The organism is Nonomuraea deserti, assembly GCF_004348685.1.
GTDB classification, from domain to species: domain Bacteria; phylum Actinomycetota; class Actinomycetes; order Streptosporangiales; family Streptosporangiaceae; genus Nonomuraea; species Nonomuraea deserti.
This window is the reverse complement of record NZ_SMKO01000098.1, coordinates 1-20,757: the sequence shown is the minus strand read 5'-3', so window position 1 is coordinate 20,757 and position 20,757 is coordinate 1. Positions and strand designations below refer to the sequence as shown.

The 20,757-nt window shown below is 71.9% G+C and carries 22 protein-coding genes; 13 read left to right on the top strand and 9 right to left on the bottom strand.

Annotation, left to right across the window (positions count from 1 at the left end; genetic code table 11):
* The first annotated feature begins 3 nt into the window (after window positions 1-3).
* Together E1292_RS52885 and E1292_RS51435 are read left to right on the top strand one after the other, a co-directional pair.
* The gene (locus tag E1292_RS52885; protein WP_220447113.1) at window positions 4-210 is read left to right on the top strand and encodes a hypothetical protein; all 207 of its coding nucleotides are present in this window, start codon (window positions 4-6) and stop codon (window positions 208-210) included.
* The gene (locus E1292_RS51435; RefSeq protein ID WP_165974798.1) at window positions 207-344 is read left to right on the top strand and encodes a hypothetical protein; all 138 of its coding nucleotides are present in this window, start codon (window positions 207-209) and stop codon (window positions 342-344) included. The genes E1292_RS52885 and E1292_RS51435 overlap by 4 nt, the downstream gene beginning before the upstream one ends.
* A gap of 10 nt (window positions 345-354) precedes the next feature.
* Here the strand turns inward: E1292_RS51435 and E1292_RS29560 are convergent, their stop codons facing one another.
* Window positions 355-1,320, bottom strand: coding sequence for a nucleoside hydrolase (locus E1292_RS29560; protein WP_132598792.1), 966 nt, complete (start codon window positions 1,318-1,320; stop codon window positions 355-357).
* A 104-nt stretch (window positions 1,321-1,424) separates the two neighbouring features.
* On the opposite strand from E1292_RS29560, the gene E1292_RS29555 reads away from it, so the two are divergent.
* The 3 genes from E1292_RS29555 to E1292_RS29545 are packed head-to-tail and all read left to right on the top strand — an operon-like array spanning window position 1,425 to window position 5,067.
* Window positions 1,425-2,765, top strand: coding sequence for an MFS transporter (locus E1292_RS29555; RefSeq protein WP_132598790.1), 1,341 nt, complete (start codon window positions 1,425-1,427; stop codon window positions 2,763-2,765).
* Window positions 2,762-4,294 carry a sulfatase family protein gene (locus tag E1292_RS29550; protein WP_132598788.1) on the top strand — a complete coding sequence of 511 codons (1,533 nt, stop codon included), beginning with the start codon at window positions 2,762-2,764 and terminating at the stop codon, window positions 4,292-4,294. Before E1292_RS29555 ends, E1292_RS29550 begins: the two co-directional genes overlap by 4 nt.
* Window positions 4,295-4,317: 23 nt before the next feature.
* On the top strand, window positions 4,318-5,067 hold the full coding sequence (locus tag E1292_RS29545; protein ID WP_246090429.1) for a GntR family transcriptional regulator: 750 nt from the start codon (window positions 4,318-4,320) through the stop codon (window positions 5,065-5,067).
* Here E1292_RS29545 and E1292_RS29540 read toward each other — a convergent pair.
* Entirely contained in the window at window positions 5,061-5,822 is a 762-nt protein-coding gene (locus E1292_RS29540; protein ID WP_246090427.1) for a cupin domain-containing protein, read from the bottom strand. The genes E1292_RS29545 and E1292_RS29540 overlap by 7 nt on opposite strands.
* Window positions 5,819-6,847 carry a LacI family DNA-binding transcriptional regulator gene (locus E1292_RS29535; RefSeq protein WP_246090426.1) on the bottom strand — a complete coding sequence of 343 codons (1,029 nt, stop codon included), beginning with the start codon at window positions 6,845-6,847 and terminating at the stop codon, window positions 5,819-5,821. Before E1292_RS29535 ends, E1292_RS29540 begins: the two co-directional genes overlap by 4 nt.
* 314 nt (window positions 6,848-7,161) lie before the next feature.
* On the opposite strand from E1292_RS29535, the gene E1292_RS29530 reads away from it, so the two are divergent.
* From E1292_RS29530 to E1292_RS29515, 4 genes are all read left to right on the top strand, one after another.
* The gene (locus tag E1292_RS29530; RefSeq protein ID WP_132598784.1) at window positions 7,162-9,471 is read left to right on the top strand and encodes a beta-xylosidase/alpha-l-arabinosidase; all 2,310 of its coding nucleotides are present in this window, start codon (window positions 7,162-7,164) and stop codon (window positions 9,469-9,471) included.
* On the top strand, window positions 9,468-10,556 hold the full coding sequence (locus E1292_RS29525) for a Gfo/Idh/MocA family protein (protein WP_132598782.1): 1,089 nt from the start codon (window positions 9,468-9,470) through the stop codon (window positions 10,554-10,556). Before E1292_RS29530 ends, E1292_RS29525 begins: the two co-directional genes overlap by 4 nt.
* Window positions 10,556-11,479 carry a DUF6807 domain-containing protein gene (locus E1292_RS29520; RefSeq protein ID WP_132598780.1) on the top strand — a complete coding sequence of 308 codons (924 nt, stop codon included), beginning with the start codon at window positions 10,556-10,558 and terminating at the stop codon, window positions 11,477-11,479. Before E1292_RS29525 ends, E1292_RS29520 begins: the two co-directional genes overlap by 1 nt.
* Window positions 11,480-11,545: 66 nt before the next feature.
* Window positions 11,546-13,558: a beta-galactosidase gene (locus E1292_RS29515; RefSeq protein WP_132598778.1), complete on the top strand. Its 2,013-nt coding sequence runs from the start codon at window positions 11,546-11,548 to the stop codon at window positions 13,556-13,558.
* 13 nt (window positions 13,559-13,571) lie between these two features.
* Here E1292_RS29515 and E1292_RS51430 read toward each other — a convergent pair whose 3' ends face one another.
* The 3 genes from E1292_RS51430 to E1292_RS29505 form a co-directional block, all read right to left on the bottom strand.
* The gene (locus tag E1292_RS51430; RefSeq protein WP_165974797.1) at window positions 13,572-13,730 is read right to left on the bottom strand and encodes a hypothetical protein; all 159 of its coding nucleotides are present in this window, start codon (window positions 13,728-13,730) and stop codon (window positions 13,572-13,574) included.
* Window positions 13,731-13,885: 155 nt separating this feature from the next.
* Window positions 13,886-14,773 carry a VOC family protein gene (locus E1292_RS29510; RefSeq protein WP_132598776.1) on the bottom strand — a complete coding sequence of 296 codons (888 nt, stop codon included), beginning with the start codon at window positions 14,771-14,773 and terminating at the stop codon, window positions 13,886-13,888.
* 63 nt (window positions 14,774-14,836) lie between these two features.
* The gene (locus tag E1292_RS29505) at window positions 14,837-15,277 is read right to left on the bottom strand and encodes a DoxX family protein (RefSeq protein WP_132598774.1); all 441 of its coding nucleotides are present in this window, start codon (window positions 15,275-15,277) and stop codon (window positions 14,837-14,839) included.
* A gap of 65 nt (window positions 15,278-15,342) precedes the next feature.
* Between E1292_RS29505 and E1292_RS29500 the strand changes: the two genes are divergently transcribed.
* Both E1292_RS29500 and E1292_RS29495 read left to right on the top strand, forming a co-directional pair.
* Window positions 15,343-15,954 carry a TetR/AcrR family transcriptional regulator gene (locus E1292_RS29500; protein WP_132598772.1) on the top strand — a complete coding sequence of 204 codons (612 nt, stop codon included), beginning with the start codon at window positions 15,343-15,345 and terminating at the stop codon, window positions 15,952-15,954.
* Window positions 15,955-16,024: 70 nt separating this feature from the next.
* Window positions 16,025-16,321: a hypothetical protein gene (locus tag E1292_RS29495; RefSeq protein WP_132598770.1), complete on the top strand. Its 297-nt coding sequence runs from the start codon at window positions 16,025-16,027 to the stop codon at window positions 16,319-16,321.
* A gap of 423 nt (window positions 16,322-16,744) precedes the next feature.
* Here E1292_RS29495 and E1292_RS29490 read toward each other — a convergent pair whose 3' ends face one another.
* Entirely contained in the window at window positions 16,745-17,425 is a 681-nt protein-coding gene (locus E1292_RS29490; RefSeq protein WP_132598768.1) for a class I SAM-dependent methyltransferase, read from the bottom strand.
* A 137-nt stretch (window positions 17,426-17,562) separates the two neighbouring features.
* Between E1292_RS29490 and E1292_RS29485 the strand changes: the two genes are divergently transcribed.
* Window positions 17,563-18,021 carry an NUDIX hydrolase gene (locus E1292_RS29485; RefSeq protein WP_132598814.1) on the top strand — a complete coding sequence of 153 codons (459 nt, stop codon included), beginning with the start codon at window positions 17,563-17,565 and terminating at the stop codon, window positions 18,019-18,021.
* 276 nt (window positions 18,022-18,297) lie between these two features.
* Here E1292_RS29485 and E1292_RS29480 read toward each other — a convergent pair whose 3' ends face one another.
* The gene (locus E1292_RS29480) at window positions 18,298-18,708 is read right to left on the bottom strand and encodes a VOC family protein (RefSeq protein WP_132598766.1); all 411 of its coding nucleotides are present in this window, start codon (window positions 18,706-18,708) and stop codon (window positions 18,298-18,300) included.
* A gap of 179 nt (window positions 18,709-18,887) precedes the next feature.
* Between E1292_RS29480 and E1292_RS29475 the strand changes: the two genes are divergently transcribed.
* Window positions 18,888-19,346, top strand: a complete 459-nt coding sequence (locus E1292_RS29475; RefSeq protein WP_132598764.1) for a pyridoxamine 5'-phosphate oxidase family protein — start codon at window positions 18,888-18,890, stop codon at window positions 19,344-19,346.
* A gap of 251 nt (window positions 19,347-19,597) precedes the next feature.
* Here the strand turns inward: E1292_RS29475 and E1292_RS29470 are convergent, their stop codons facing one another.
* Window positions 19,598-20,620 (bottom strand): phosphotransferase, encoded by a 1,023-nt coding sequence (locus E1292_RS29470; protein WP_132598762.1) that lies wholly within the window; start codon window positions 20,618-20,620, stop codon window positions 19,598-19,600.
* Window positions 20,621-20,757: the final 137 nt, after the last annotated feature.

Genomic DNA, 20,757 nt, shown 5'->3' with positions numbered 1-20,757 from the left:
CTCGTGCCGGTACTCAGCCGTGGCGAACCCCGACAACACGCGGTGTGCTGGATCGGGACCCACGGGCGCCTCGAAAAAGCCGGGCAGGGGCCTCGCGTCCGCGACGCGATCGAGCCGGAAGGTTCGGTCCTCGCCGTCGACCCCGACGGCAACCTCGTCGACTTCTTCACCCCGGTCACCCCTGCGGCCATCGAGAAGCTCGCACGTTGACGCAACTGCGCGAGGTCATCCGCTGCGAGCACGACCGGGTCGGCGATCCTGTCCACGTCGATATCAAGGCGCAACCGTTCGCCACCCTCCCCCAGCGGCTGACCAACGAGGGCTTCGTGGAACCGACGTCCTGAGACACCGCACCTAGGACGGAGGGCCGCTCAGGAGCGTGTCGAGGAAGAGCTTGCGGTAGCGGAGGGCGTCGACGCCGAGCGCCACGTCGACGCCGCGCGCCGTCCCGGACAGCCCGTGGGCCGCGTCCTCACCCGGCAGCGCCCGCCGGTCGACCAGCGTCTGGCCCCTGCTGTGTCCGGGGGCGAGCTCCACGCTCACCGGCAGCCGCTCCGTGGTCAGGCCCTCGGGGTCGGCCACCGCGCACACCGCTCCGGCGTCGCCGAGCAGCCCGTCGCCGTTCACGCGGGGATCGGCCCCGCACAGGGCGATCTGGTGCCGCAGCAGCAGGCCCGCCAGGCGGCTGCCCGGCTCCTCGTGCCCGATCAGCTCCGCGCACGTGGGCGCGTCCACGGAGACGTGGTAGAAGACGTCGAGCCCGTACATGGTCACCGGGACTTCGGCGTCCATCACGATCGCGGCCGCTTCCGGGTCGTGCCACACGTTGAACTCGGCGACGGGGGTGGCATTGCCGGTCGAGGCGCTGCCTCCCATGAGGACGAGCCGCTCGATGTTGCCGGCGACCTCCGGATAGGCCCGCAGCAGCAGCGCCAGGTTGGTGAGCGGGGCCAGGCCCACCACGACCACGGGCTCCGGGGCGCCGAGGATGGTGTCGCGCAGCAGGTCCACGGCGGGCACCCCGGCCGTTTCCCTGGCCGAGGCGGGCAGCCCGAGGTCGGCGAGGCCGTCGGCGCCGTGGATGTGGCTGGCGTCGCGGGCCGGCCCGATGAGCGGCCGTTCCGCGCCCGCGCTCACCGGCACGTCCGGCGCGCCGGCCGCGTCAAGGACCTTGAGCGTGTTGGCGACCACCTGGCCGAGGCCCGTGTTGCCGGCCACGCACGTCACCGCGCGCAGCCGCAGCTCCGGATGGCGCACGGCGAAGAGGAGGGCCAGCGCGTCATCCACGCCGGTGTCCACGTCGAGAATCAGGTCCTTCATCCCATTCCTTCCTCGATGCACCTTGACAGGCGCGCGCACACCATCCCACCATGTCCTATCTGACCCATGAGGTCTAGACGTCTACTCTCTAACGGGAGCACGCCGTGACAGACGTCCCGCCCACCAGCCCGTCCACCAGTCCCGCCACCGGCCCTTCACCCGGTGTGGCCCGGACCGTCCCGTGGAAGCTCACCGCGGCCACGATCGTCGGCAACACCATCGAGTTCTACGACTTCACCATCTACGGCACCCTCACCGCGCTGGTCTTCGGCCGGCTCTTCTTCCCCACCTCCGACCCCCTCGCGGGAACGCTGCTCGCGTTCGGCACGTTCGCCGTCGGGTTCGTGTCACGCCCCCTCGGCGGCGTGCTCTTCGGGCACCTCGGCGACCGGCTGGGCCGCAAACCGACGCTCATGTGGAGCCTCGGCGTGATGGGCGCGGCCACGTTCCTCATGGGGTTGCTGCCGACGTACGCCGACATCGGCGTCTGGGCGCCCATCATGCTCACGTTCCTGCGATTCTGCCAGGGGCTGGGCATCGGCGGCGAATGGGGTGGCGCGGTCAGCCTCATGGTCGAGAGCGCGCCCCCGTCCAGGCGCGGGTGGTACGGCAGCCTCGTCCAGACCGGCAGCGGCTTCGGCATCATCCTGTCCAGCCTCACCCTCACCACCCTGCTGGCCACGCTCGGCACCGGCGAGCTGCTGGCCTGGGGCTGGCGCATCCCGTTCCTGGTCAGCGTGGTCCTGGTCGGCGTGGGCGTCGTGGTGCGCCTGCAGATCCAGGAGTCGCCCGAATTCCGCGAGGTCAAGGCCGAGCAGCGGGTCGAGCGGGCGCCGGTGTGGCAGATCGTGCGGGAGCACCCGCGCACGATCGCGCTGGCGATCGGCATGTACGTCGCCATCGCCGCCTTCGGCTTCGTCATCGGCGTGTTCGTGATCTCGTACACCGTCCAGGAGCTGGGCCTGTCGCGAGAGTTCGCGGTGGCCGCCAACCTGGTCAACGGGGTCTTCTACGTGATCGGCATCCTGGTGGCGGGTGCGCTGTCCGACCGGATCGGCAAGCGCAGGACGTACCTGCTGTGCGGGCTGCTGCTGATACCGGCCCCGTTCCTCTACTTCGCGCTGCTCGACACCCGGTCGATCCCGCTGATCCTCGCGGGCAGCGTGTTCGTCGGCCTGGTCAGCGGCCTGCCGTACGGCGTGCAGGCCTCGCTTTTCTGCGAGCTGTTCCCCGCCAGGCTCCGCTACAGCGGGATCTCGCTCGGCTTCCAGGTCGCGACCGTGCTGGGCGGGGCGCTCGCGCCGACCTTCGCCTCGCTGCTGTTCGCGGCGGCGGAGCACAGCTGGGCCATCTCCGCCTACATCGCGGGCCTCGCCGTGATCATGGTCCTCTGCACGCTGGCCGTACGGCCGTACCCGGAGACGACGAAAGGCATCAACGCATGACGAACCGGCCGAACATCGTGCTGGTCATGGTCGACCAGCTGGCCGCGCGCTGGCTGGAGCAGGCCTGGCAGGGCGTGGTCGACCTGCCGAACCTGCGGGCGCTGGCCGAGGGCGGCGTGCGGTTCCCCAACGCGTTCACGCCCAACCCCGTCTGCGCCCCGGCCCGCGCCACCGTCGCCACCGGGCTGACCAGCCAGGGGCACGGCGTCACCGAGTGCGGCTACGACCTCGATCCGGCCCTGCCCACCTTCATGCGCACGCTCCAGCGGGGCGGGTGGCGTACGGGCGCGTTCGGCAAGCTGCACCTGCGGACGCAGATCGGCGGCGTGCGCCCCGACTATCGCCCTTACGGGTTCGACGTCACCCACATCACCGAGGACCCCCGCGCGGGCGAGTGGCTGGACTGGGTGCGCGAGCACCACCCCGAGCACTACCGCGCGGCGCTGTCCACCGTCTGGATGACGATGATCCCCGAGCTGCGCGCGTACGGGCCGCAGCGGCGCGACCTGGTGGCCGAGATCGAGGCCGCCCGGCGGGAGTTCCCCGCCTCCACCGGCGAGGCGTACACGCTGCCGTTCCCCGCCGAGATCTCCCAGACCAGCTGGATCACCGAGCGCGCGTGCGACTTCATCCGCGGCACAGAGGCCGGACGACCGCTGTTCGCGCACGTCAGCTACGTGCAGCCGCACAACCCCTTCGCGCCGCCCGCAGGCTACCTGCGGCACGTACGGGCCGAGAACATCCCCGTCCCGCTGCCCGCGGAGTGGCGTTCCGGCGGGCCCGCCTACTTCGACCGGGAGCAGTACCGGCAGGCCTCCTACGACGTCGACGACTGGAAGAGCCACCGGCTGCACTACTTCGCCGACCTGGCGCACCTGGACGAGCAGCTCGGGCGGCTGGTGGACTGCCTGCGCGAGACGGGGCGGCTCGCCGGGACGTACGTGATCTTCACGTCGGACCACGGCGAGCTTCTGCACGACCACGGGCTGGTCGGCAAGTGGGAGCGCCACTACGACACCTGCATCCGCGTCCCGCTCATCGTCTCGGGACCTGGCCTGAGCCCCGCCGTGCGCTCCGAGCTCGTCGAGCTGACCGACCTCGCGCCCACCATCCTCGACCTGGCCGGTCTCGAACCCGACCCGCTGGCCCGCCCGCATCTCGGCAACCCGCACGTCCCGCGGCAGCTGCCCGCCCTGCCCGGCAGCTCGCTCCTGCCACTGTGCCAGGGCCTGGACCTCGACTGGCGCACCGCGGTCTACGTGCAGAGCAACAACAACCACTGGGAGGCCTCGCCCAGGAGCTGGTCGCGTACGATCCGCACCGCCCGCCACCGCTACACCCGGTATTTCGGCGGGGGCGGCGAGCAGCTCTTCGACCTGGAGGCGGATCCGGACGAGCAGCACGACCTCGCCGCCGACCCCGCCGCCGAGCCGATCCGCCGGCGCCTCCACGACGAGCTGCTGGAGCTCGTCGTGCTCGACGGATATCCCAACAGCCCGCGCGGGCTTTACGGCATCGGAACGTGGTAGCGCGGCTCTACAGTGGTTCCGTGATGAAACCGCCCAAGCGAGCCGCCATGGCCGCCCAGGCGATCCGTGAGCTCATCGCGGCGGAGTTCGAGCTGGGCGACCAGCTGCCCTCCGAGGCCGAGCTGGCCCGGCGGCTGGCCGTGAGCCGGGTCACCGTCCGCGAGGCCCTCGGACAGCTCTGGCTCGAAGGCCTCATCTCCCGCCGCTGGGGTGTGGGCACGTTCGTCCGGCAGCGTCCGGGGCCGGCCGCGGGGCCGTTCACCAACGTCTTCGTCGACCTGCACGACATCGGCTCGCTGCCGCACCGGATCGCCGCCACGGGCCGCACGCCGTCGCTTCCTCACGCCCGTGTCGAGCAGGTTCCCGCTCCACCCGAGGCCGCCGCCGCGCTGGGCCTGGCGCCCGGTGAGCCGATCTGGCGGGTGGAGCGCTGCCTGGCGATCGACGGCACGCCCGCGATCGTGCTCTACGACCATGTCCCGCTCCGGGTCAACGGCGTCCCGTTCGACCCGGGGCCGGTGACGGGGATGGGAGGCGACTTCCCCACGCTCGTGCACGCCACCGGCACCCGCATCGTCAGGGACGAAGCCCGGCTGGAGGCGGTGCTGGCCGGCGAGGGCGTGGCGAAGCTGCTCGGCGTCGACGCGGGGTCGCCGGTCCTGTGCACGCGGCAGACCAGCCACGCCGACACCGGCACGGTGGTGCTGTCGACCCGCTGCTACTACCGGCAGGGGGTCTTCTCGATCCTGCTGGTGCGCACGGTGCCCTACTGACCCTGGGCCTGCCCTGTGCCGGCCGGGGGCTCGACGGGGTGGAGCACGTCGTGGGTGCGCAGCCGGCCGCACATGCCCCACCTGGTCTCCGGGCTCTGCGGCGACTCCAGGAGCGCCGACGCGCGCAGGTGCGCGCCGTCGCCCCGGGCCAGGGCGTCGAGCACGGCGGCGGTGTGGCGGGTCTCCGCGGCCACCGTGCGCTCCCAGGTCTCGCGCCAGGCCGCGACCGAGGGCCGCACCAGCGCCACCGCGTGGTCGTAGAACCGCTCCAGCGGGCCCAGGTCGCCGCCGGCGACGCCGCCGGCCAGAGCGCGGAAGCCCTGGACGGCCAGCTCGCGCCGGCGCATCGCGGCCGCCTCCATCGTCTCCCCCCGCTCGCCGGCGGGCAGGGTGGCCGCGGCGCGGTAACGGTCGGGGTCGGCCATGATCTCGGGCGGGAACGTCATGACAGCGTCGCCCGCCTCGGGCAAACCCGCGTTCGCCATCACGACCACGACCCGCAGGTCTCCGCGGTTGATCGCCCGGTGGACGGTGCCGGGGGTGAACCACACGGTCGAGCCCGCCGCCAGCTCCGTCTCCCTGAAACCCTGCGTGTCGAGGGTCTGCAGCGCTCCGCGCCCGCCGATCACGACGTAGCCCTCGGTGGAGGCGGTGTGCAGGTGCGGGGTGCCGCCCTCCAGGCCGTCGGCGCACGCGCCGGTGTAGACCGACAGCCGGGTGACGGACGTGCCGCCGGGGAACGCCGCGGGCATCATGCGCCCCGCTCGCCGTACGACGTGGTGCTGCCCCGGACGATGAGCGTGGTGGCGAGCTCGATGCGGGTGCCCGCGGGGCCCCGGGGGTGGGTCAGCTCCTCCGAGACGAGCCGGACCGCCTCGTTCGCCATGTCGTCGAGCGGCTGGCGGACGGTGGTGAGCGGCGGTGAGAGCATCTCGCACACCATCGAGTCGTCGAACCCGACGACGGACAGCTCGTCCGGCACGCGGACGCCGCGCTCGGTGGCCGCCTGGTAGACGCCCGCGGCCTGCAGGTCGTTGGCCGCGAAGATGGCGCTGGGCGGGTCGTCGCGGCCGAGCAGCCGCGCACCGTATTCCTTGCCGCCGGTGACCATGAAGTCGCCGTAGTGGGTGAGCCCCGGGTCAGGGTCGATGCCGAACGTGCGGTGGGCGGCCAGATAGCCCTCGTAGCGGTCGAGTGTGCACTGCGCGTCGAGCGGGCCGCCGATGAAGCCGATCCGGGTGTGCCCGAGCTCCAGGAGGTGGGTGGTGGCCATGACGCCGCCCAGCCAGTTGGTGGCGCCGACGGTGGAGATGCGCGGGTCGCGCTGGCCCGCGGGGTCGAGCAGCACCAGGGGCACGTGCAGCAGCTCCTCGATCGCCTCGATCTCCCGCTGGTCGGCCCGGGTCAGCACCAGCACGATGCCGTCGGTGCCGCGCTTGCGGACCGTGCCGATCCAGCGTCGCAGGTCGAAGTCGTGCCGCGCGGAGGAGGTCACGACGAGAGAGAACCCCCAGCGCGCCGCCGCCCGCTCCGCGCCCCTGATGAGCACCTCGGCCCACGGCGAGCCGAGCCCGTCGATGAGCAGGTCGACCAGGCCGACCCTGGGCGAGCTCGGCGGGCGCGGGGTCTCGTAGCCGAAGACCCTGACCGCTTCGAGGACCTTGTCCCTGGTGGCGGCGGAGACATGTTTCTTGCCGCTCAGGACCTTGGAGACCGTCGGCACCGACACTCCGGCGGCCGCCGCGACGTCGGCCAGCGTGGCTCGCGGCGCTCGGGGCACAGGACCTCCCGTTGCCGTGGGTGCCGGTGTCCGGCCGGCACCTGCGAGGTTGTTTTCGGAAAATGCCCACACCCGGCATGCCGCCAGCTGACCTGGTGATATCAGGGAGCTGCCGTTGCCTCATGAGGCTGTTGACATGGATGCAGCTCGGAGCCTACCGTAACGGATCGGCAATGTCACCGTAATATTTCGGAAAGTCATCCGGAAACTTTCCGACCCGCGTCTGGCACGTTCGGCGGAGCGCGCCGTGATCGAGCAAGCCGGCTGTTAGCGCTATCAACCGATGGAGGTCTCCATGCCGCGAACGAGGGTGTATGCCTGCACACGGTGAGCAGCCGGAGGCCGCGGCGCTCCGGGTCGACGACCTGCTGGCGGAGATGTCGCTCGACGAAAAACTCGCCCAGCTCGTCGGCCTGTGGCTGAACGTCAACCGGGAAGAAGGCGTCGTCGCGCCGCTGCAGGACGCGATGCAGGGCGACGAGGAGGAGTTCGAGGCGTTCGCCCGCCACGGGCTCGGCCACCTCACCCGCCATTTCGGCACCACGCCCGTCGACCCCGCACAGGCGAGCGCCGAGCTGGCCGGCCGGCAGCGCTGGCTGCGCGACCACACCCGGCTGGGCATCCCCGCCATCGCGCACGAGGAGTGCCTCACGGGGCTGGCGGCCTGGCGGGCGACGACCTATCCCGTGCCGCCCGCGTGGGGCGCGACGTTCGACCCCGCCCTCGTGGAGGAGATGGGCCGCAGGATCGGGGCCTCCATGCGGGCGCTCGGCGTGCACCAGGGCCTGGCCCCGGTGCTCGACGTGATCCGCGACCAGCGGTGGGGCCGGGTCGAGGAGTGCATCTCCGAAGACCCGTACGAGGTCGCGACCATCGGCGCGGCGTACGTGCGCGGCCTGCAGTGCGCGGGCGTGATCGCCACGCTCAAGCACTTCGTCGGCTACTCCGACTCCCGCGCCGGCCGCAACCTCGCCCCCGTGCACGCGGGCCCCCGCGAGGTGGCCGACACGCTGCTGTTCCCCTTCGAGGTCGCCGTGCGGGACGCGCGGGCGGGCTCGGTCATGAACTCCTACGCCGAGATCGACGGCATCCCGATCGCCGCCGACGCCCACTACCTCACCCGGGTCCTGCGCGACGAGTGGGGCTTCGACGGCACGGTGGTGGCCGACTACTTCGCGGTGGCCTTCCTGCACACCTTGCACGCCGTGGCCTCCGACGCCGAGGACGCGGCCGTGCAGGCGCTCAGCGCGGGCATCGACGTCGAGCTGCCCACCGGGGTCGCCTACCTGGAGCCGCTGAAGCGGGCCGTGACCTCGGGGCGGATCCCGGAGTCGCTCGTCGACCGGGCGCTGCGCAGGGTGCTCACGCAGAAGGCCGCGCTCGGCCTGCTCGACGACGCGTACGAGCCGCGCGGGTCCGGCCCGATCGACCTCGACGACCCGGAGTCTCGGGGCCTGGCGCGGCGCCTGGCCGAGGAGTCCATCGTGCTGCTGGCCAACGACGGTGTGCTGCCGCTCGGCCAGGCCGCGGGCAGGCGCGTCGCGGTCCTCGGCCCGAACGCCGGCAGCGTCACGGCGCTGTTCGGCTGCTACTCCTTCGTCAACCACGTGCTGCCGCACTCCCCCGGCGTGGAGACCGGCATCGACGCGCCCACGGTGCTCGACGCGCTGCGGGAGGAACTGCCCGAAGCCGTGATCCGGGCCGAGCGGGGCACGGGGGTGGACGACGGCGATCGCTCGGGGATCGCCGCCGCCACCCGCCTGGCCGCCGGGTCCGACGTCGCGATCCTCGTGCTCGGGGACCGGTCGGGGCTGTTCGGCAGGGGCACCTCCGGCGAGGGCTGCGACGTGGAGACGCTCGACCTGCCCGGCGCGCAGCAGGAGCTGGCCGACGCGGTCATCGCCACGGGCACGCCGGTCGTGGTGGTGCTGATGACCGGCCGCGCCTACGCGGTGCCGGGGATCATCAGGAACGCCGCCGCCGTCGTGCAGGCGTACTTCCCCGGCGAGGAAGGGGCCGGCGCCATCGCCCGGGTGCTCAGCGGCTCCGTGAACCCCTCGGGCCGGCTGCCGATGAGCATGCCGCGCGCGACCGCCGGCCAGCCCTACAGCTACCTGCACCCCAAGCTGGGCGCGGCCGGCTCGGTCAGCGCCGTCGACCCGGCTCCCGAGCTGGCCTTCGGCCACGGGCTGAGCTACACCCGCTTCGCCTACGACAACCTGACGGCCGGCGGGCGGGTCCGGGCCGGTGAGCCGATCCGGTGCTCGGTCGTCGTGCGCAACGCGGGCGAGCGGCCGGGCGCCGAGGTCGTCCAGCTGTACGCCTCCGACCGGATCGCCTCGGTCACCCGGCCGCTCGCCCAGCTCGTCGGCTACGCCAGGGTCGAGCTGGACCCCGGCGAGAGCGCGACGGTGGGCTTCGACGTGCCCGCCCGGCTGCTGGCGTTCACCGGCAGGGACGGGCGGCGCGTCGTCGAGCCCGGCGAGGTGGGCGTGTCGGTGCGACGCTCGGCCGCCGACGTGGTGGCCGAGGCGACCGTGCTGCTGACCGGGCAAGTACACGAGATCACCGGGGACGAGCGGCGGCTGACCGCCGTGTCCATCGAGAAGGGGCAGCCGTCATGAGGATCGCGATCGTCGGCACCGGCGGCATCGCCGGCATCCACGCCGCCGCCGTGTCGGCGCTGGGCGAGTCGGCGAGGGTCGTCGCCGCCGTGGACATCGACGCCGGCCGGCTGGACGCGTTCGCCGCCGAGTGGGGGGTGCCCGAGCGCTACACGCGCGTCGAGGAACTCATCGAACGGTCGGAGTGCGACGTCGTGCACCTGTGCTCCCCGCCCGGGCTGCACCGCGACCAGGCCGTGGCGGTACTGGAGCGGGGCTGGTCGGTGTTGTGCGAGAAGCCGCCGGCGCTGTCGCTGCGGGAGTTCGACGAGATCGCCGCGGCCGAGGCGCGCAGCGCCGGCTCGTTCGGCACCGTCTCGCAGCACCGGTTCGGCGCCCGCGCGGTCGCGCTGCGCGAGGCGATCGCGCGCGACGACTTCGGGCCGCTGCACCTGGCGCTCTGCAACACGCTGTGGTTCCGTCCCGACTCCTACTTCGCGGTGCCGTGGCGCGGCACCTGGGAGTCGGAGGGTGGCGGGCCCACCATGGGCCACGGCATCCACCAGATGGACCTCATGCTGTCCCTGGCCGGCCCGTGGGAGTCGGTGCGCGCCACGGCGGGCCGCAAGGCGCGGCCGACCCGGACGGAGGACTTCTCGACCGCGGTGGTGACCCTGGCCTCGGGAGCCACCCTGGTGATCGTCAACAGCCTGCTGTCCGCCCGCGAGACCAGCTACCTTCGTTTCGACTTCGCCGGCGGCACGGTCGAGCTGGAACACCTGTACGGCTACGGCGACGACTCCTGGCGCTTCACCCCGGCACCCGGCGACCCGGACGCCGGGTCACGCTGGAACGCGCTGCCTCCCGGTGCGCCCTCCGGCCACTCGGCCCAGTTCGCGGCCGTCGCCGAGGCCCTGCGCTCCGGTGCGCCGATGCCGGTCACGACGGCGCAGGCCCGCCCGACCCTCGAGCTCATCGCCGCCGTCTACGCCTCCGCCTTCACCGGCCGGGAGGTGGCGCGCGGCGAGCTGGCCGAGGGATCCCCGTTCTACTCCTCCATGGGCGGCCACCGGGCCCCGTGGCTCACGACCGAAGGGACCGCCTGATGACCGAACCTGTCGACGGACTGCGGCTCACCGACGAGCGCGGGCGCGCGCTGACGCTCACCAGCGGCGGCGTCGACCTGTTCCGCTACGTGTACGGCCCGTGGGACCGGCAACTGGAGTCGCCCCGCCCCTACTTTCACCCGCTGCGCACCCTGTCCGGCCGGCTGGTGTCGCTCTACCGGCCCTGGGACCACGTCTGGCACAAGGGCATCGCCTGGTCTCTGCCGAACGTGGGCACGCAGAACTTCTGGGGCGGCGTCACGTACTACCGCGACCGCGGCTACGTGCAGGCGGACAACAACGGCGCCATCGTGCACAACGGCTTCGACTCGATCAGCGGCGGCGATGACCGGATGGCCGTCAAGGAGTCGCTGACCTGGGTGGCCAGCACCGGCGAGCCGTGGTTCACCGAGCGCCGGTCCTTCGGGGCGCTGCTCGGCAGGGACGGGTGGACGCTGGCGTACGCGACCGAGTTCACCAACGTCTCCGGCGCCACCGTCCCGATCGGCAGCCCCACCACCGAGGGGCGGCCCAACGCCGGGTACGGCGGGCTGTTCTGGCGCGGGCCGCGCTCGTTCAGCAACGGCCGCGTTCACATGGACGGCCGCACCGGCGGCGACGAGATGATGGGCGAGCGGGGCACGTGGCTGGCCTACTCCGGCGACCACGACGAGGTGGACGCGAGCTCGACGCTCGTGTTCGTCGACGACGGCCCCAGCGACGAGCCGGTCCAGTGGTTCGTGCGGACGGGGATCTTCGCGTGCGTCTGCCCCGCGCCGTTCTTCGACGTCGTGCGGCCGGTGGAGCCGGGCGCGTCGCTAACCTTCCGCTACGCGGTCACCATCGCCGACGGCGACACCGGCGCGGACGGCGCGGCCCGCATCGCCGCGGACACCGCCGGCGTCACCTCACGCCTCCTCTGACCGGCGTCTCCGCGGCCCCTCTCTTCAGCGTGCCCACCACTCACGGGAGTTCCTGACATGACTCGCATGGACGCGTTCCGGACTCGCGTCGGCGGATTCGCCTTCGGCGGCGACTACAACCCCGAGCAGTGGGAGCCCGCCGTGTGGCAGGAGGACGTCCGCCTCATGCGCGAGGCCGGCGTCAACGCCGTCAGCCTGGGCGTCTTCGCGTGGGCCTCGCTGGAGCCCGAGCCGGGGACGTACGAGTTCGGCTGGCTGGACGACGTCATGGACCTGCTCCACGAGCACGGCATCAGCGTCAACCTGGCCACGCCGACGGCGGCGCCGCCCGTCTGGCTCACGCACCTGCATCCCGAGGTGTTCCCCATCATGGCCGACGGGGAGCCGTTCGGCTTCGGCAACCGCCTGCACTACGACCCGTCCTCGCCGATCTACCGCGAGTACGCCGCCCGCATCACGACCAGGCTGGCGGAGCGGTACTCGTTCCATCCCGCGCTGGCGATGTGGCACATCAGCAACGAGTACGGCCCGACGGCGTACAACGAGGCCGCGTCGGTCAACTTCCGCCGATGGCTGCGGCGCAGGTACGGCGACCTCGACACGCTGAACGAGGCGTGGACCACCCGCTTCTGGGGCCAGCTCTACACCGACTGGGACCAGATCGAGGTGCCGAACATCCCGCGCACCTGGATGAATCCGGCCCGCAAGCTCGACTTCAAACGCTTCACCTCCGACGCGCTGCTGGAGTGCTATCTCGCCGAGCGCGACATCGTGCGCTCGTTCCGCGATGACGTGCCGGTGATGACCAACTTCATGCGCTTCTTCCGGCACGCCGACTACTGGCGGTGGGCGCAGGAGGAGGACGCGGCCGCGCTCGACATCTACCCCAATCCCGCCGAGGCCGACTCGCACGTGTCGGCCGCCTTCAACTACGACCTGTTCCGCTCGCTCAAGGGCGGGCAGCCGTGGATGCTGATGGAGCAGTCGAGCAGCGCCGTCTGCCAGTGGAAGCTCAACGTCGTCAAGGAGCCGGGGCGGATGCGGCTGGGCTCGCTGCAGGCGGTGTCGCGGGCCGCCGACTCGGTGATGTTCTTCCAGTGGCGGGCCAGCAGGGGCGGGCACGAGCGCTTCCACTCGGCGATGTTGCCGCACTCGGGCCCCGGCTCGCGCACGTTCAAGGAGATCGTCGAGCTCGGCCGGGAGATGAGGCTGCTGGCGCCCGTGGCCGGGACGACCTCGCGCGCGGAGATCGCCGTGCTGTTCGACTGGGACGGCTGGTGGGGGCTGGAGGAGACGCACGGCCTGCCCCGCAGCGACTTCAGCTACACCGACACGGTCATGCGGCACTACACGCCGCTGTGGGAGCGGCACCACGCGGTCGACATGGTGTCGTCGGGGTCGTCCCTGGACGGGTACAAGGTGCTGGTGGTGCCCAACGCGTACCTGATCGGCGACGAGGGCGCGGAGCGCATCCGGGCCTTCGCGCGCGACGGCGGCACGGTCGTCATGTCCTTCTTCTCGGGCGTGGTCGACGACTGCAACCGGGTACGGCCCGGCGGGTATCCCGGCGCGTTCCGCGAGCTCATCGGCGCGAAGATCGACGAGTACTGGCCGGCGCGCCCGCACGAGGTGTTCACCGTACGGTTCGCCGACGGGCGGCGGGCCACGTCGACCTGGTGGCGCGACGACCTCCACCTGGAGACGGGCACGGCGCTGGCCACCTACGCCGACGGGCTGCTCGAAGGCCGGGCCGCCGTGACCGAGAACCGGTACGGCGCGGGGCGGGTCGTCTACGTCGCGACGCTGCTGGAGCAGGCCGCCCTCGACGCGGTGGTGCTGGAGGCCGTGGAGTCGGCGGGCGTGCGCTCGCGGTCCGAGGGCGTGCCCGCGCACGTGGAGTGCTCGGTGCGGGGGGACGAGACGTACGAGTACGTGTTCCTGCTCAACCACAGCGCGGAGCTGGGCGCGTCCGTCCCCCTCGAAGGGCACGGGACGGACCTGCTCACGGGGTCGCCGGTGTCGGGGCACGTGGAGCTGGGGCCGCTGGGCGCGGCGGTGGTCCAGCGGGCTCTGCCGTAACGGCCGGAGGGCGTCACCTCGTGCCTCTGCGGAGCCAGGCGACGATGCCCAGCGCGAGCGCTCCCGCCACCACGATGATCACTGTCAGGTGCGTACGGTCGGGGGCGGGCTCGGCCCGCACCCGGGCAGGCGTGCCCAGGGCGTCGATCAGCTCGGGCGTGAGCGGCCGCATGCCCTGGGTCCGGTCGGAGAGCCGCAGCGGCTGGTCTCCGGCCGGCAGCCGCCTGTTGCCCGAGCACGACGTCGTGCTCAGCCCGGAGCCGCCGGCGCCGGCGAAGACCAGACAGCGCCCGCCGAGCGGGGCTGTTCATGGTCAGCTGAGGCCTGTCAGCTCTGCGTGAAGGCGAGCGGCACGCCACAGACGTCCTTGGCGGCGACATAGAAGCCGTCAGGGGTGGTGTGCGTGACGATGGCGTTGGCCTCGATGAGCTTGCGTGCGACGGTCAGGTCCGTCACGGCGATGGTGTGGGCGGCCAGCAGAGGCAGGGCGGGCGGGGTGTGTCCGGGCAGCAGCTGGTGGAGTGCGGAGTGCGGAACGATCTCCACGCGGCCGTGCCGCAGGGGCAGCACTCGCTTGACGCCGTCGATCCACACGTCGGCGTCCAGCATCCGAGCGTAGCGCTCTTCGTGGGCGTCCACGTCGTTGTCGGGGACGACCAGCAGCACGCTGTGCAGCCCGATCGCGCCGTTGGGGTGATCGAGAAACCGCGGCTGGTGGACGTACTGGGGAGTGTGGTGCTGGGTGGCTTGGAGCGCGCCCTCTGGGGTGTGGGCTGCGTCGATGCGGACGCTGTCGGCGCGGACGGTCCGCGGGCCCTCCGGGGTGGGCACCTCCCGCTCCAGCGCGCGAACTCCGGTGGAGGCCAGACCGGCGGTGCGCAACCGGTGGGCGGTGGTCCGCACGTCGCGGGAACCGAGGGTCATCAGCAGGCCGCGATAGGTTTCGCGCAGTTGGTGGACGCCCCAGGGGTCGGGGGCGGCGGGGTCGACGATGCCGAGCAGTTCGATGAACGACTGACCGAAGTAGGCGCATCGGTTGGCGGTGCAGGTAGGCGAGGTCGGGCCGCCGGGGTGTTCGGCCAGCAGGTGAGGCGAGGTGGGGCTGAGCGTGAAGCCGAGGGCCTCGAAGCGGGCGGATGCCGCGGCGAGGTCGGCGGTGATGAGCACGGTGTGGTCGATGTAGTCGATGTCCAGGGATTTGTCGGGAACGTTCATTCGTCGTCCTTTGGTGTCATGGTGTGTGCGGACGGGTGAGGCGAGGGGTGCTCGGGCCGCGACCTACGCGGCCGCAGCGATGGCGGCGGCGATGAACAGCACTTGCAGGGCGGTGCGGACGGGCAGCGGGGTCACGGGCTTTCCGGCCAGGGTGAGGCCGCGGCGGGCGGCCAGGACGTTGGCCGGGAACATGGCGACCATGAGCAGCGCGAGCCCGATCGCGGCCCATGGCGCCAGGGGCGGGATCAGCAGGCCGGCGGCGCCGGCCAGTTCCAGGACTCCGGTGATGGTGACCAGCAGGGCCGGATGCGGGAACACCTCGGGGATCATCGCGACGAAGTCGCGGCGCCACGAGGGCAGAAAGTGCGGCACGCCGGTGACCACGAACATCAGGGCGAGAGCGCCCCGCAGTGCGGGCTGCCAGCCGTCCAGGACGTCGATGCCGGCCAAGCCGAGCAGCCGCAAGACGACGAAGCCACCGAGCAGGGCGATGAACGGAACCATCCCGTCCCTCCAATCTTGTCATCGGAAAGATTGAAGGAGACTCGCTATCTTGTCAACGTCAAGATATGGTGAGCCCTGCCCCATCGAACACAGAAAGCGCGGAGGCGAGGCAGATCAAGCAGACGGCCTACCACCACGGCAACCTGCGGCGCGCCATCATCGACGCCGCTCTCGAGGCCATCATGGAATCCGGCCCGGCCGGATGGAGCCTGCGCGAGTTGGCCCGGCGCGCGGGCGTCTCGCACGCTGCCCCCGCCCACCACTTCGGCGACAAGGCGGGGCTGCTGACGGCCGTGGCCGCCGAAGGATTCGAGGTGTTCGCCAACGCCCTGGAGCGAGCGGCCGATGACGTGCTGGACGTCGGAGTCGCCTATGTCCGCTTCGCCATCGACCATCGGCCCTACTTCGAGGTGATGTTCCGGCCGGAGTTGTATCGCATGGACGATCCCAGTCTGCAGACGGCGCGTGAGCGCGCGGCTCATGTGCTCGTCACCAGCGCCGGCAGGCTGTCGCCGGGTCCGGCGCAAAACCGCTTGACCACCATCGCCGGATGGTCGCTGGCCCACGGTTTCGCCAGCTTGTGGCTGAGCGGAGCCCTGCCAGAAACCGCCCACGGTGATCCGGAGGCCCTTGCCCGCTCGGTGATCCGGCTCCTTTTCGGCACGACGCGGGGCTGATGAGCCGCTGTCCGAGGATCCAGCGCGCGAGCGGGTCATCGGGAGCGTGCTGGCAGGGCATTGCGAGGCCGTGGCTGACTTCTCGATAGACCTGGTGCAGGCCACGTTCATCGCCGTGGCGGGCGCACTCGCGTCATCGCTTCGCCGCGAGCACCTGCGCCAAGGTGATGACCTCTGGGTAGATCGCAGCCTGGAGAACGGCGGGTGCGGTTGCCGTCGGACGCGCGGCTGCCAGGAGCCCGCCAAGGCGTTGATCACGCTTTTCTGGAAACCCCGCCACTGGGGCTCCTGCGCGCTCAATCCGCTGTCCTTCGTGGTCAGCCGGCTGGGGGTCACCAGCGTTGGTGTGCTTCTTCGTGGGCGTTGAAGATCCCGAGCGGGATCACCTCGGCCACGTCCTTCCGCTGTTCGCCGGTCTGTGCGGCCTCCTCGACCGCTTCGGGTTCAGCGGAGGTGGGTCGGGCCGGGCGGCAGCGCGGGTCCGGGCGGCCACGCGTGCGCCATTTGCCGCGCGCCTTCGGTGCCTTAGCCTTCTTGGGCGGCCGGGGCCGCTCGGGGCCGCGCTCGGCGCGGTCGAAGGTCGTTCGCGGCCTGGCGATCTCGGCCTCGGTCGCGGGATGTCAACGGGATTGCCATGGGTTCAGCGGGACGCAACATCCGTAACCGTCACCGTCACCCGCCGCCGTCACCTTCGCCGTCACCCGCCGCCGTCGCCCGTCACCGTGGCCCATTGGCCGTCACCCGTCACCGTCGCCGTCGCCCGTCGCCCGTCGCCGTCGCCCGTCGCCCGTCACCGTCGCCGCGGTCCGTCACCCGTCACCCGTCGAGCTCTGACCGAAAGCGTCATGGGCACGGGCGCGCAGCCCTCGGCGAACCGTTCGAGCGCGAAGCCCGCGTCCAGGAAGCCGTGCAGCAGCTCGGGCAGCGGCCAGTGGCTCGCTCCGACCTTGTCGCGCAGCCCCTGGCTGGTCCACGACGCCTTGGTCCAGTGCCGGTCGAGGTAGCCGGGACGGATCATCACCGCGTCCTGGTCGCTCCAGTCGGCGAACCCGCCGACGAAACACGGATGCACCCCCACGTGCACGAGGATCCCGCCCGGCCGCAGCACCCTGGAAATATCCCTCAGAACACCCATGTATCCGGGCATGTCGGTGTGGACCATGACCGAGACGACCGCCGGCAGGGCTCCGTCGCGGAACGGCAGCCGCTCGGCGTTCCCGCGCACGACCGGCAGCCGGGAGCGCGCGTACCCCAGCATGCCCGCCGACAGGTCCACGCCCACCGGCGCCCACCCGAGCTCCTTGATCAGTCCGGCGTACGCGCCCGTGCCGCATCCGGTCTCCAGGCACGGCCCGCTCCCCTGCCCGAGCAGCTCGCGGATCGAGCGCCGGATGCCGAGCCGGTCGTCTTCGTCGCGGAGGACGAACTCTCGCTCGTACCAGTCGGCGATCTCGTCATATGCCGCTCTCATGGCACCATTGACCCGCAATTCACCTGTCGCGACGAGACCTTTCGCCTACGGCGTCACGAACTCCCTCGGCCCGGCGCCCGCGTACCGGCGAAATCCCGTCGTCATCCCCGTACGTCCCGTGATATCCCTGGCCGGTGATGATCGTCAAGGAACTGCGCGTGTCCGCGTACGCCATCTGCGTGGAGGACGGACAGATCCTCCTGGCCCGCTGGGTCGGCCCCGCCGGCGAGCGGCTCTGGACGCTGCCCGGCGGCGGTCTCGACCACGGCGAGGACCCGGTCGACGCCGCCATTCGCGAGGTGGAGGAGGAGACCGGCTACACCGTCGCCATCGACGCCCTGCTCGGCATCAGCACCCTGCACCGCCCTTACCCGCGGGCCACCCAGCGCCAGGCCGACTTCCACGCCCTGCGCGTCATGTACGCAGGCCACGTCACCGGCGGCACGCTGCGCCACGAGATCGGCGGCAGCACCGACCTGGCCGCGTGGATCGCCCTGGGCGACGTCACCGGCCTGGAGCGATCAGAGGTCGTGGACGCCGGCCTGGACCTTCACCGCGTCCGGCCGCCCGACGGCAGGGTGAGCAAGGGCCGGTGACCACCCGTCATCGCCGGGCGCCTCAACGGTGAACGCAGGTCGCCCGCCTGCCCGCTGCGGAAGCAGCCGTCCCGGGCATGGGCGGGCGGGCCGTACCGCGGCTACGGCTTGACGGTGTGGGTCAGCAGCTGGCGGCGGAACCCCGGAGTCCGCCCGTTTCGCGCCGGCTTCCGCGGCAGGGCGGCCGGTCGCGGACAGGTCGAGGCGCGCGGCGCCGTGCGGGTCGATGCCGCGCATGCGATCGATCTCGCGCGGTGATGGGACGGCCGCAGGCGCTCAGCGCAACTCCTGCACGCGGATCATGTTGCCGGCGGGGTCGCGGAAGGCGCAGTCACGCACCCCGAACGGCTGCTCGATCGGCTCCTGGATGACCTCCGCGCCGCCGGCCTCCACCCGCGCGAAGAAGCCGTCGAGGTCGTCCGTGGCCAGCAGGACGCCGGTATAGGTGCCCTTGGCCATCATCTCGGCGATGGTGACGCGCTCGGCTTCGGTGATCCCGGGGTCGGCTGCCGGTGGCTGCAGGACGATGGACGTGCCGGGCTGGCCTGCGGGACCGACCGTGATCCAGCGCATCCCGTCGTAGCCGACGTCGTCGCGTACCTCGAAACCGAGGACGTCGCGGTAGAAGGCCAGGGACGCGTCCGGGTCGTCGTGCGGCAGGAAACTCGCGTGAATGGTGACGTTCATGCACGTCACACTAGGCACGGCAGGGCCGCGTACGCTTCTCGATTCCTGATCGGTTAGCCGTGCGAGGAGCGGGCCCTTTCCCAGGGTGAACGACCGGCGCGAGGAGACGCCGGACGAGGCCGGGTCTTAGGTCCTTCGCCGGAGGCGCACCCGTCCCACCGCACCGTAACCTCGCCACCATGGAGATCAACGAGCAGTCCCGCACTCCTGAACGACGCACGCACGACGTGCTCAACCGGCTGGAACGGGAGCGGGACATCTGGGTGGCATCGGCCGCCGCGGACGGCGTGCCGTACCTGGTGCCCTTGTGGTTCGTCTGGCACGGGCAGGCCGTCTGGCTGTCGACCAGAGCCACGAACCCCACCGGACGCAACTTGCGCAACGGCGGCCGGACCCGGCTGGCCTTGGCCGACACCCAAGATGTCGTGCTCATCGACGGCGTTGTGAAGGCCTTCGCCGCGCACGAGGTGGCGGAAGCGGCAGCCGGCACGTTCGGGAAGAAGTACGGGTGGGATCCCCGCAAGGAGGACGTGCCATACGCGTTCTTCGAGGTCCGGCCGCGCACGATCCAGGCATGGCACGTCGAACGGGAATTCCCCGGCCGGATCCTGATGCGAGAGGGCGTCTGGGTGGCCTGACACACGCCCCAGGAGGCATGACCGAACCTGACCACAGTGCGGTCTTCGCATGACGGCCCTCTTCGACGACCCGCCGCACGAGAACCGCCTGCTCCCTGCGCCTGGCCGGCAGCCGCGCCACCGCCTCCGCCTCCGCCACCGCCTCCGTCGCCGTCGCCGACAAGCCACCCTTCCGGCACGTGAACGATCCCACCCCGCACGCAGGCACGTCCACGCCGCCGGTTGCCACGCCCTGGCGGACACGGGGCCGGTCAGGGCGCCTGAGACAGGACGAAGTCCTCATAACCTCCAGGCACCCGCATGCCACCCGCCACCATCCAGTGCACGCGCCCGGCCCCGGTCAGCGCCAGGGTCGCGCGATAGCCCAGCTCGACGTCCGCCCGGTCGAAGCGCCCCCGCGCCCCTGCCAGGTAGTCCTCCAGCGGATCGGCGAACGTGCTCAGCGCCAGCGCCGCCAGGTCGGCCCCCACCGGTCCGGCGCCCAGCGTGGCCCAGTCGAGCACCACGGTCGCGCCCGCCGAGTCCAGCAGGTTGCCGGTGGAGAAGTCGCCGTGCGACAGGACCGCCGGCAACCTGGACAGCTCGACCAGCAGCTCGTCCTGTCTCCGCCACAGCTGCTCGATGCGGGGATCGACGTCCACCGGCGTCCATTCCGTGACCGCGAGCCGCTGGGCGAGCTGGTGACCGGCCAGCCACGGCACGTCCGGAACCGCCGTGGCCGCCTGCCACGCGCCGAGCCTGCGGGCCGCCACGCGCGGCGCGGACGGCGTGCCGGCGACGTCCTCGAGGTACACCACGTCGTCCACGACGCCGTAGCAGCGCGGAGCGGCCAGCCCGGGACCGCGCGGCAGCACGCCGCTCGCGTACGCCGGCGGCTCCCGCCGCCAGTAAGCCCAGTGCTGCGGATCTCCGGTGTACGGGGCGTGCCGCCCGGTCCGCAGCGGCCGGAACTCCTTCCTGACCACCCGGAACGACACCTCCCGATCCCCAGCACCACGAGCGCCGCCGGTGCCGGTGCCATCGGTACCGCCGGTGCCGTTCACCCAGGACGACGCTTCGCCGGACGCGCCTGCTGCGGCATCGTCTGCCCCGAGCAGAGCCGTTCCGGAGAGGCGGGTCACCGCGCCGGTCGCCGCACCGGTGCCGTTGCGGATCGGCTCGGCGTGACAACTGAGCACCCTGCCACCCGGCCGTCCCAGAACGGCCGCCAGCACCGTGGCGGGCAACCGGTCGCCGCGCTCCGCCCACCCGTCACCCACCGCCGCCTCGATCATGACCCGGGGACGACCCGGACCGACCCTCGTAGACAGACGGAATCAGCGCCCACGGCCGAGCCGGGCCAGTGCCGGTGAACGACCCGGACCAGCACCCGTAGACAGACGGAACCGGCGCCCATGGGCGGGGCGGGAAC

Coding starts and splice junctions, on each gene's coding strand:
- E1292_RS29560 (WP_132598792.1), bottom strand. CDS start 1,320: ATGAAGGACCTGATTCTCGACGTGGACACCGGCGTGGATGACGCGCTG.
- E1292_RS29550 (WP_132598788.1), top strand. CDS start 2,762: ATGACGAACCGGCCGAACATCGTGCTGGTCATGGTCGACCAGCTGGCC.
- E1292_RS29545 (WP_246090429.1), top strand. CDS start 4,318: ATGAAACCGCCCAAGCGAGCCGCCATGGCCGCCCAGGCGATCCGTGAG.
- E1292_RS29540 (WP_246090427.1), bottom strand. CDS start 5,822: ATGATGCCCGCGGCGTTCCCCGGCGGCACGTCCGTCACCCGGCTGTCG.
- E1292_RS29530 (WP_132598784.1), top strand. CDS start 7,162: ATGCCTGCACACGGTGAGCAGCCGGAGGCCGCGGCGCTCCGGGTCGAC.
- E1292_RS29525 (WP_132598782.1), top strand. CDS start 9,468: ATGAGGATCGCGATCGTCGGCACCGGCGGCATCGCCGGCATCCACGCC.
- E1292_RS29520 (WP_132598780.1), top strand. CDS start 10,556: ATGACCGAACCTGTCGACGGACTGCGGCTCACCGACGAGCGCGGGCGC.
- E1292_RS29515 (WP_132598778.1), top strand. CDS start 11,546: ATGGACGCGTTCCGGACTCGCGTCGGCGGATTCGCCTTCGGCGGCGAC.
- E1292_RS51430 (WP_165974797.1), bottom strand. CDS start 13,730: ATGCGGCCGCTCACGCCCGAGCTGATCGACGCCCTGGGCACGCCTGCC.
- E1292_RS29510 (WP_132598776.1), bottom strand. CDS start 14,773: ATGAACGTTCCCGACAAATCCCTGGACATCGACTACATCGACCACACC.
- E1292_RS29505 (WP_132598774.1), bottom strand. CDS start 15,277: ATGGTTCCGTTCATCGCCCTGCTCGGTGGCTTCGTCGTCTTGCGGCTG.
- E1292_RS29500 (WP_132598772.1), top strand. CDS start 15,343: ATGGTGAGCCCTGCCCCATCGAACACAGAAAGCGCGGAGGCGAGGCAG.
- E1292_RS29490 (WP_132598768.1), bottom strand. CDS start 17,425: ATGAGAGCGGCATATGACGAGATCGCCGACTGGTACGAGCGAGAGTTC.
- E1292_RS29485 (WP_132598814.1), top strand. CDS start 17,563: ATGATCGTCAAGGAACTGCGCGTGTCCGCGTACGCCATCTGCGTGGAG.
- E1292_RS29480 (WP_132598766.1), bottom strand. CDS start 18,708: ATGAACGTCACCATTCACGCGAGTTTCCTGCCGCACGACGACCCGGAC.
- E1292_RS29475 (WP_132598764.1), top strand. CDS start 18,888: ATGGAGATCAACGAGCAGTCCCGCACTCCTGAACGACGCACGCACGAC.
- E1292_RS29470 (WP_132598762.1), bottom strand. CDS start 20,620: ATGATCGAGGCGGCGGTGGGTGACGGGTGGGCGGAGCGCGGCGACCGG.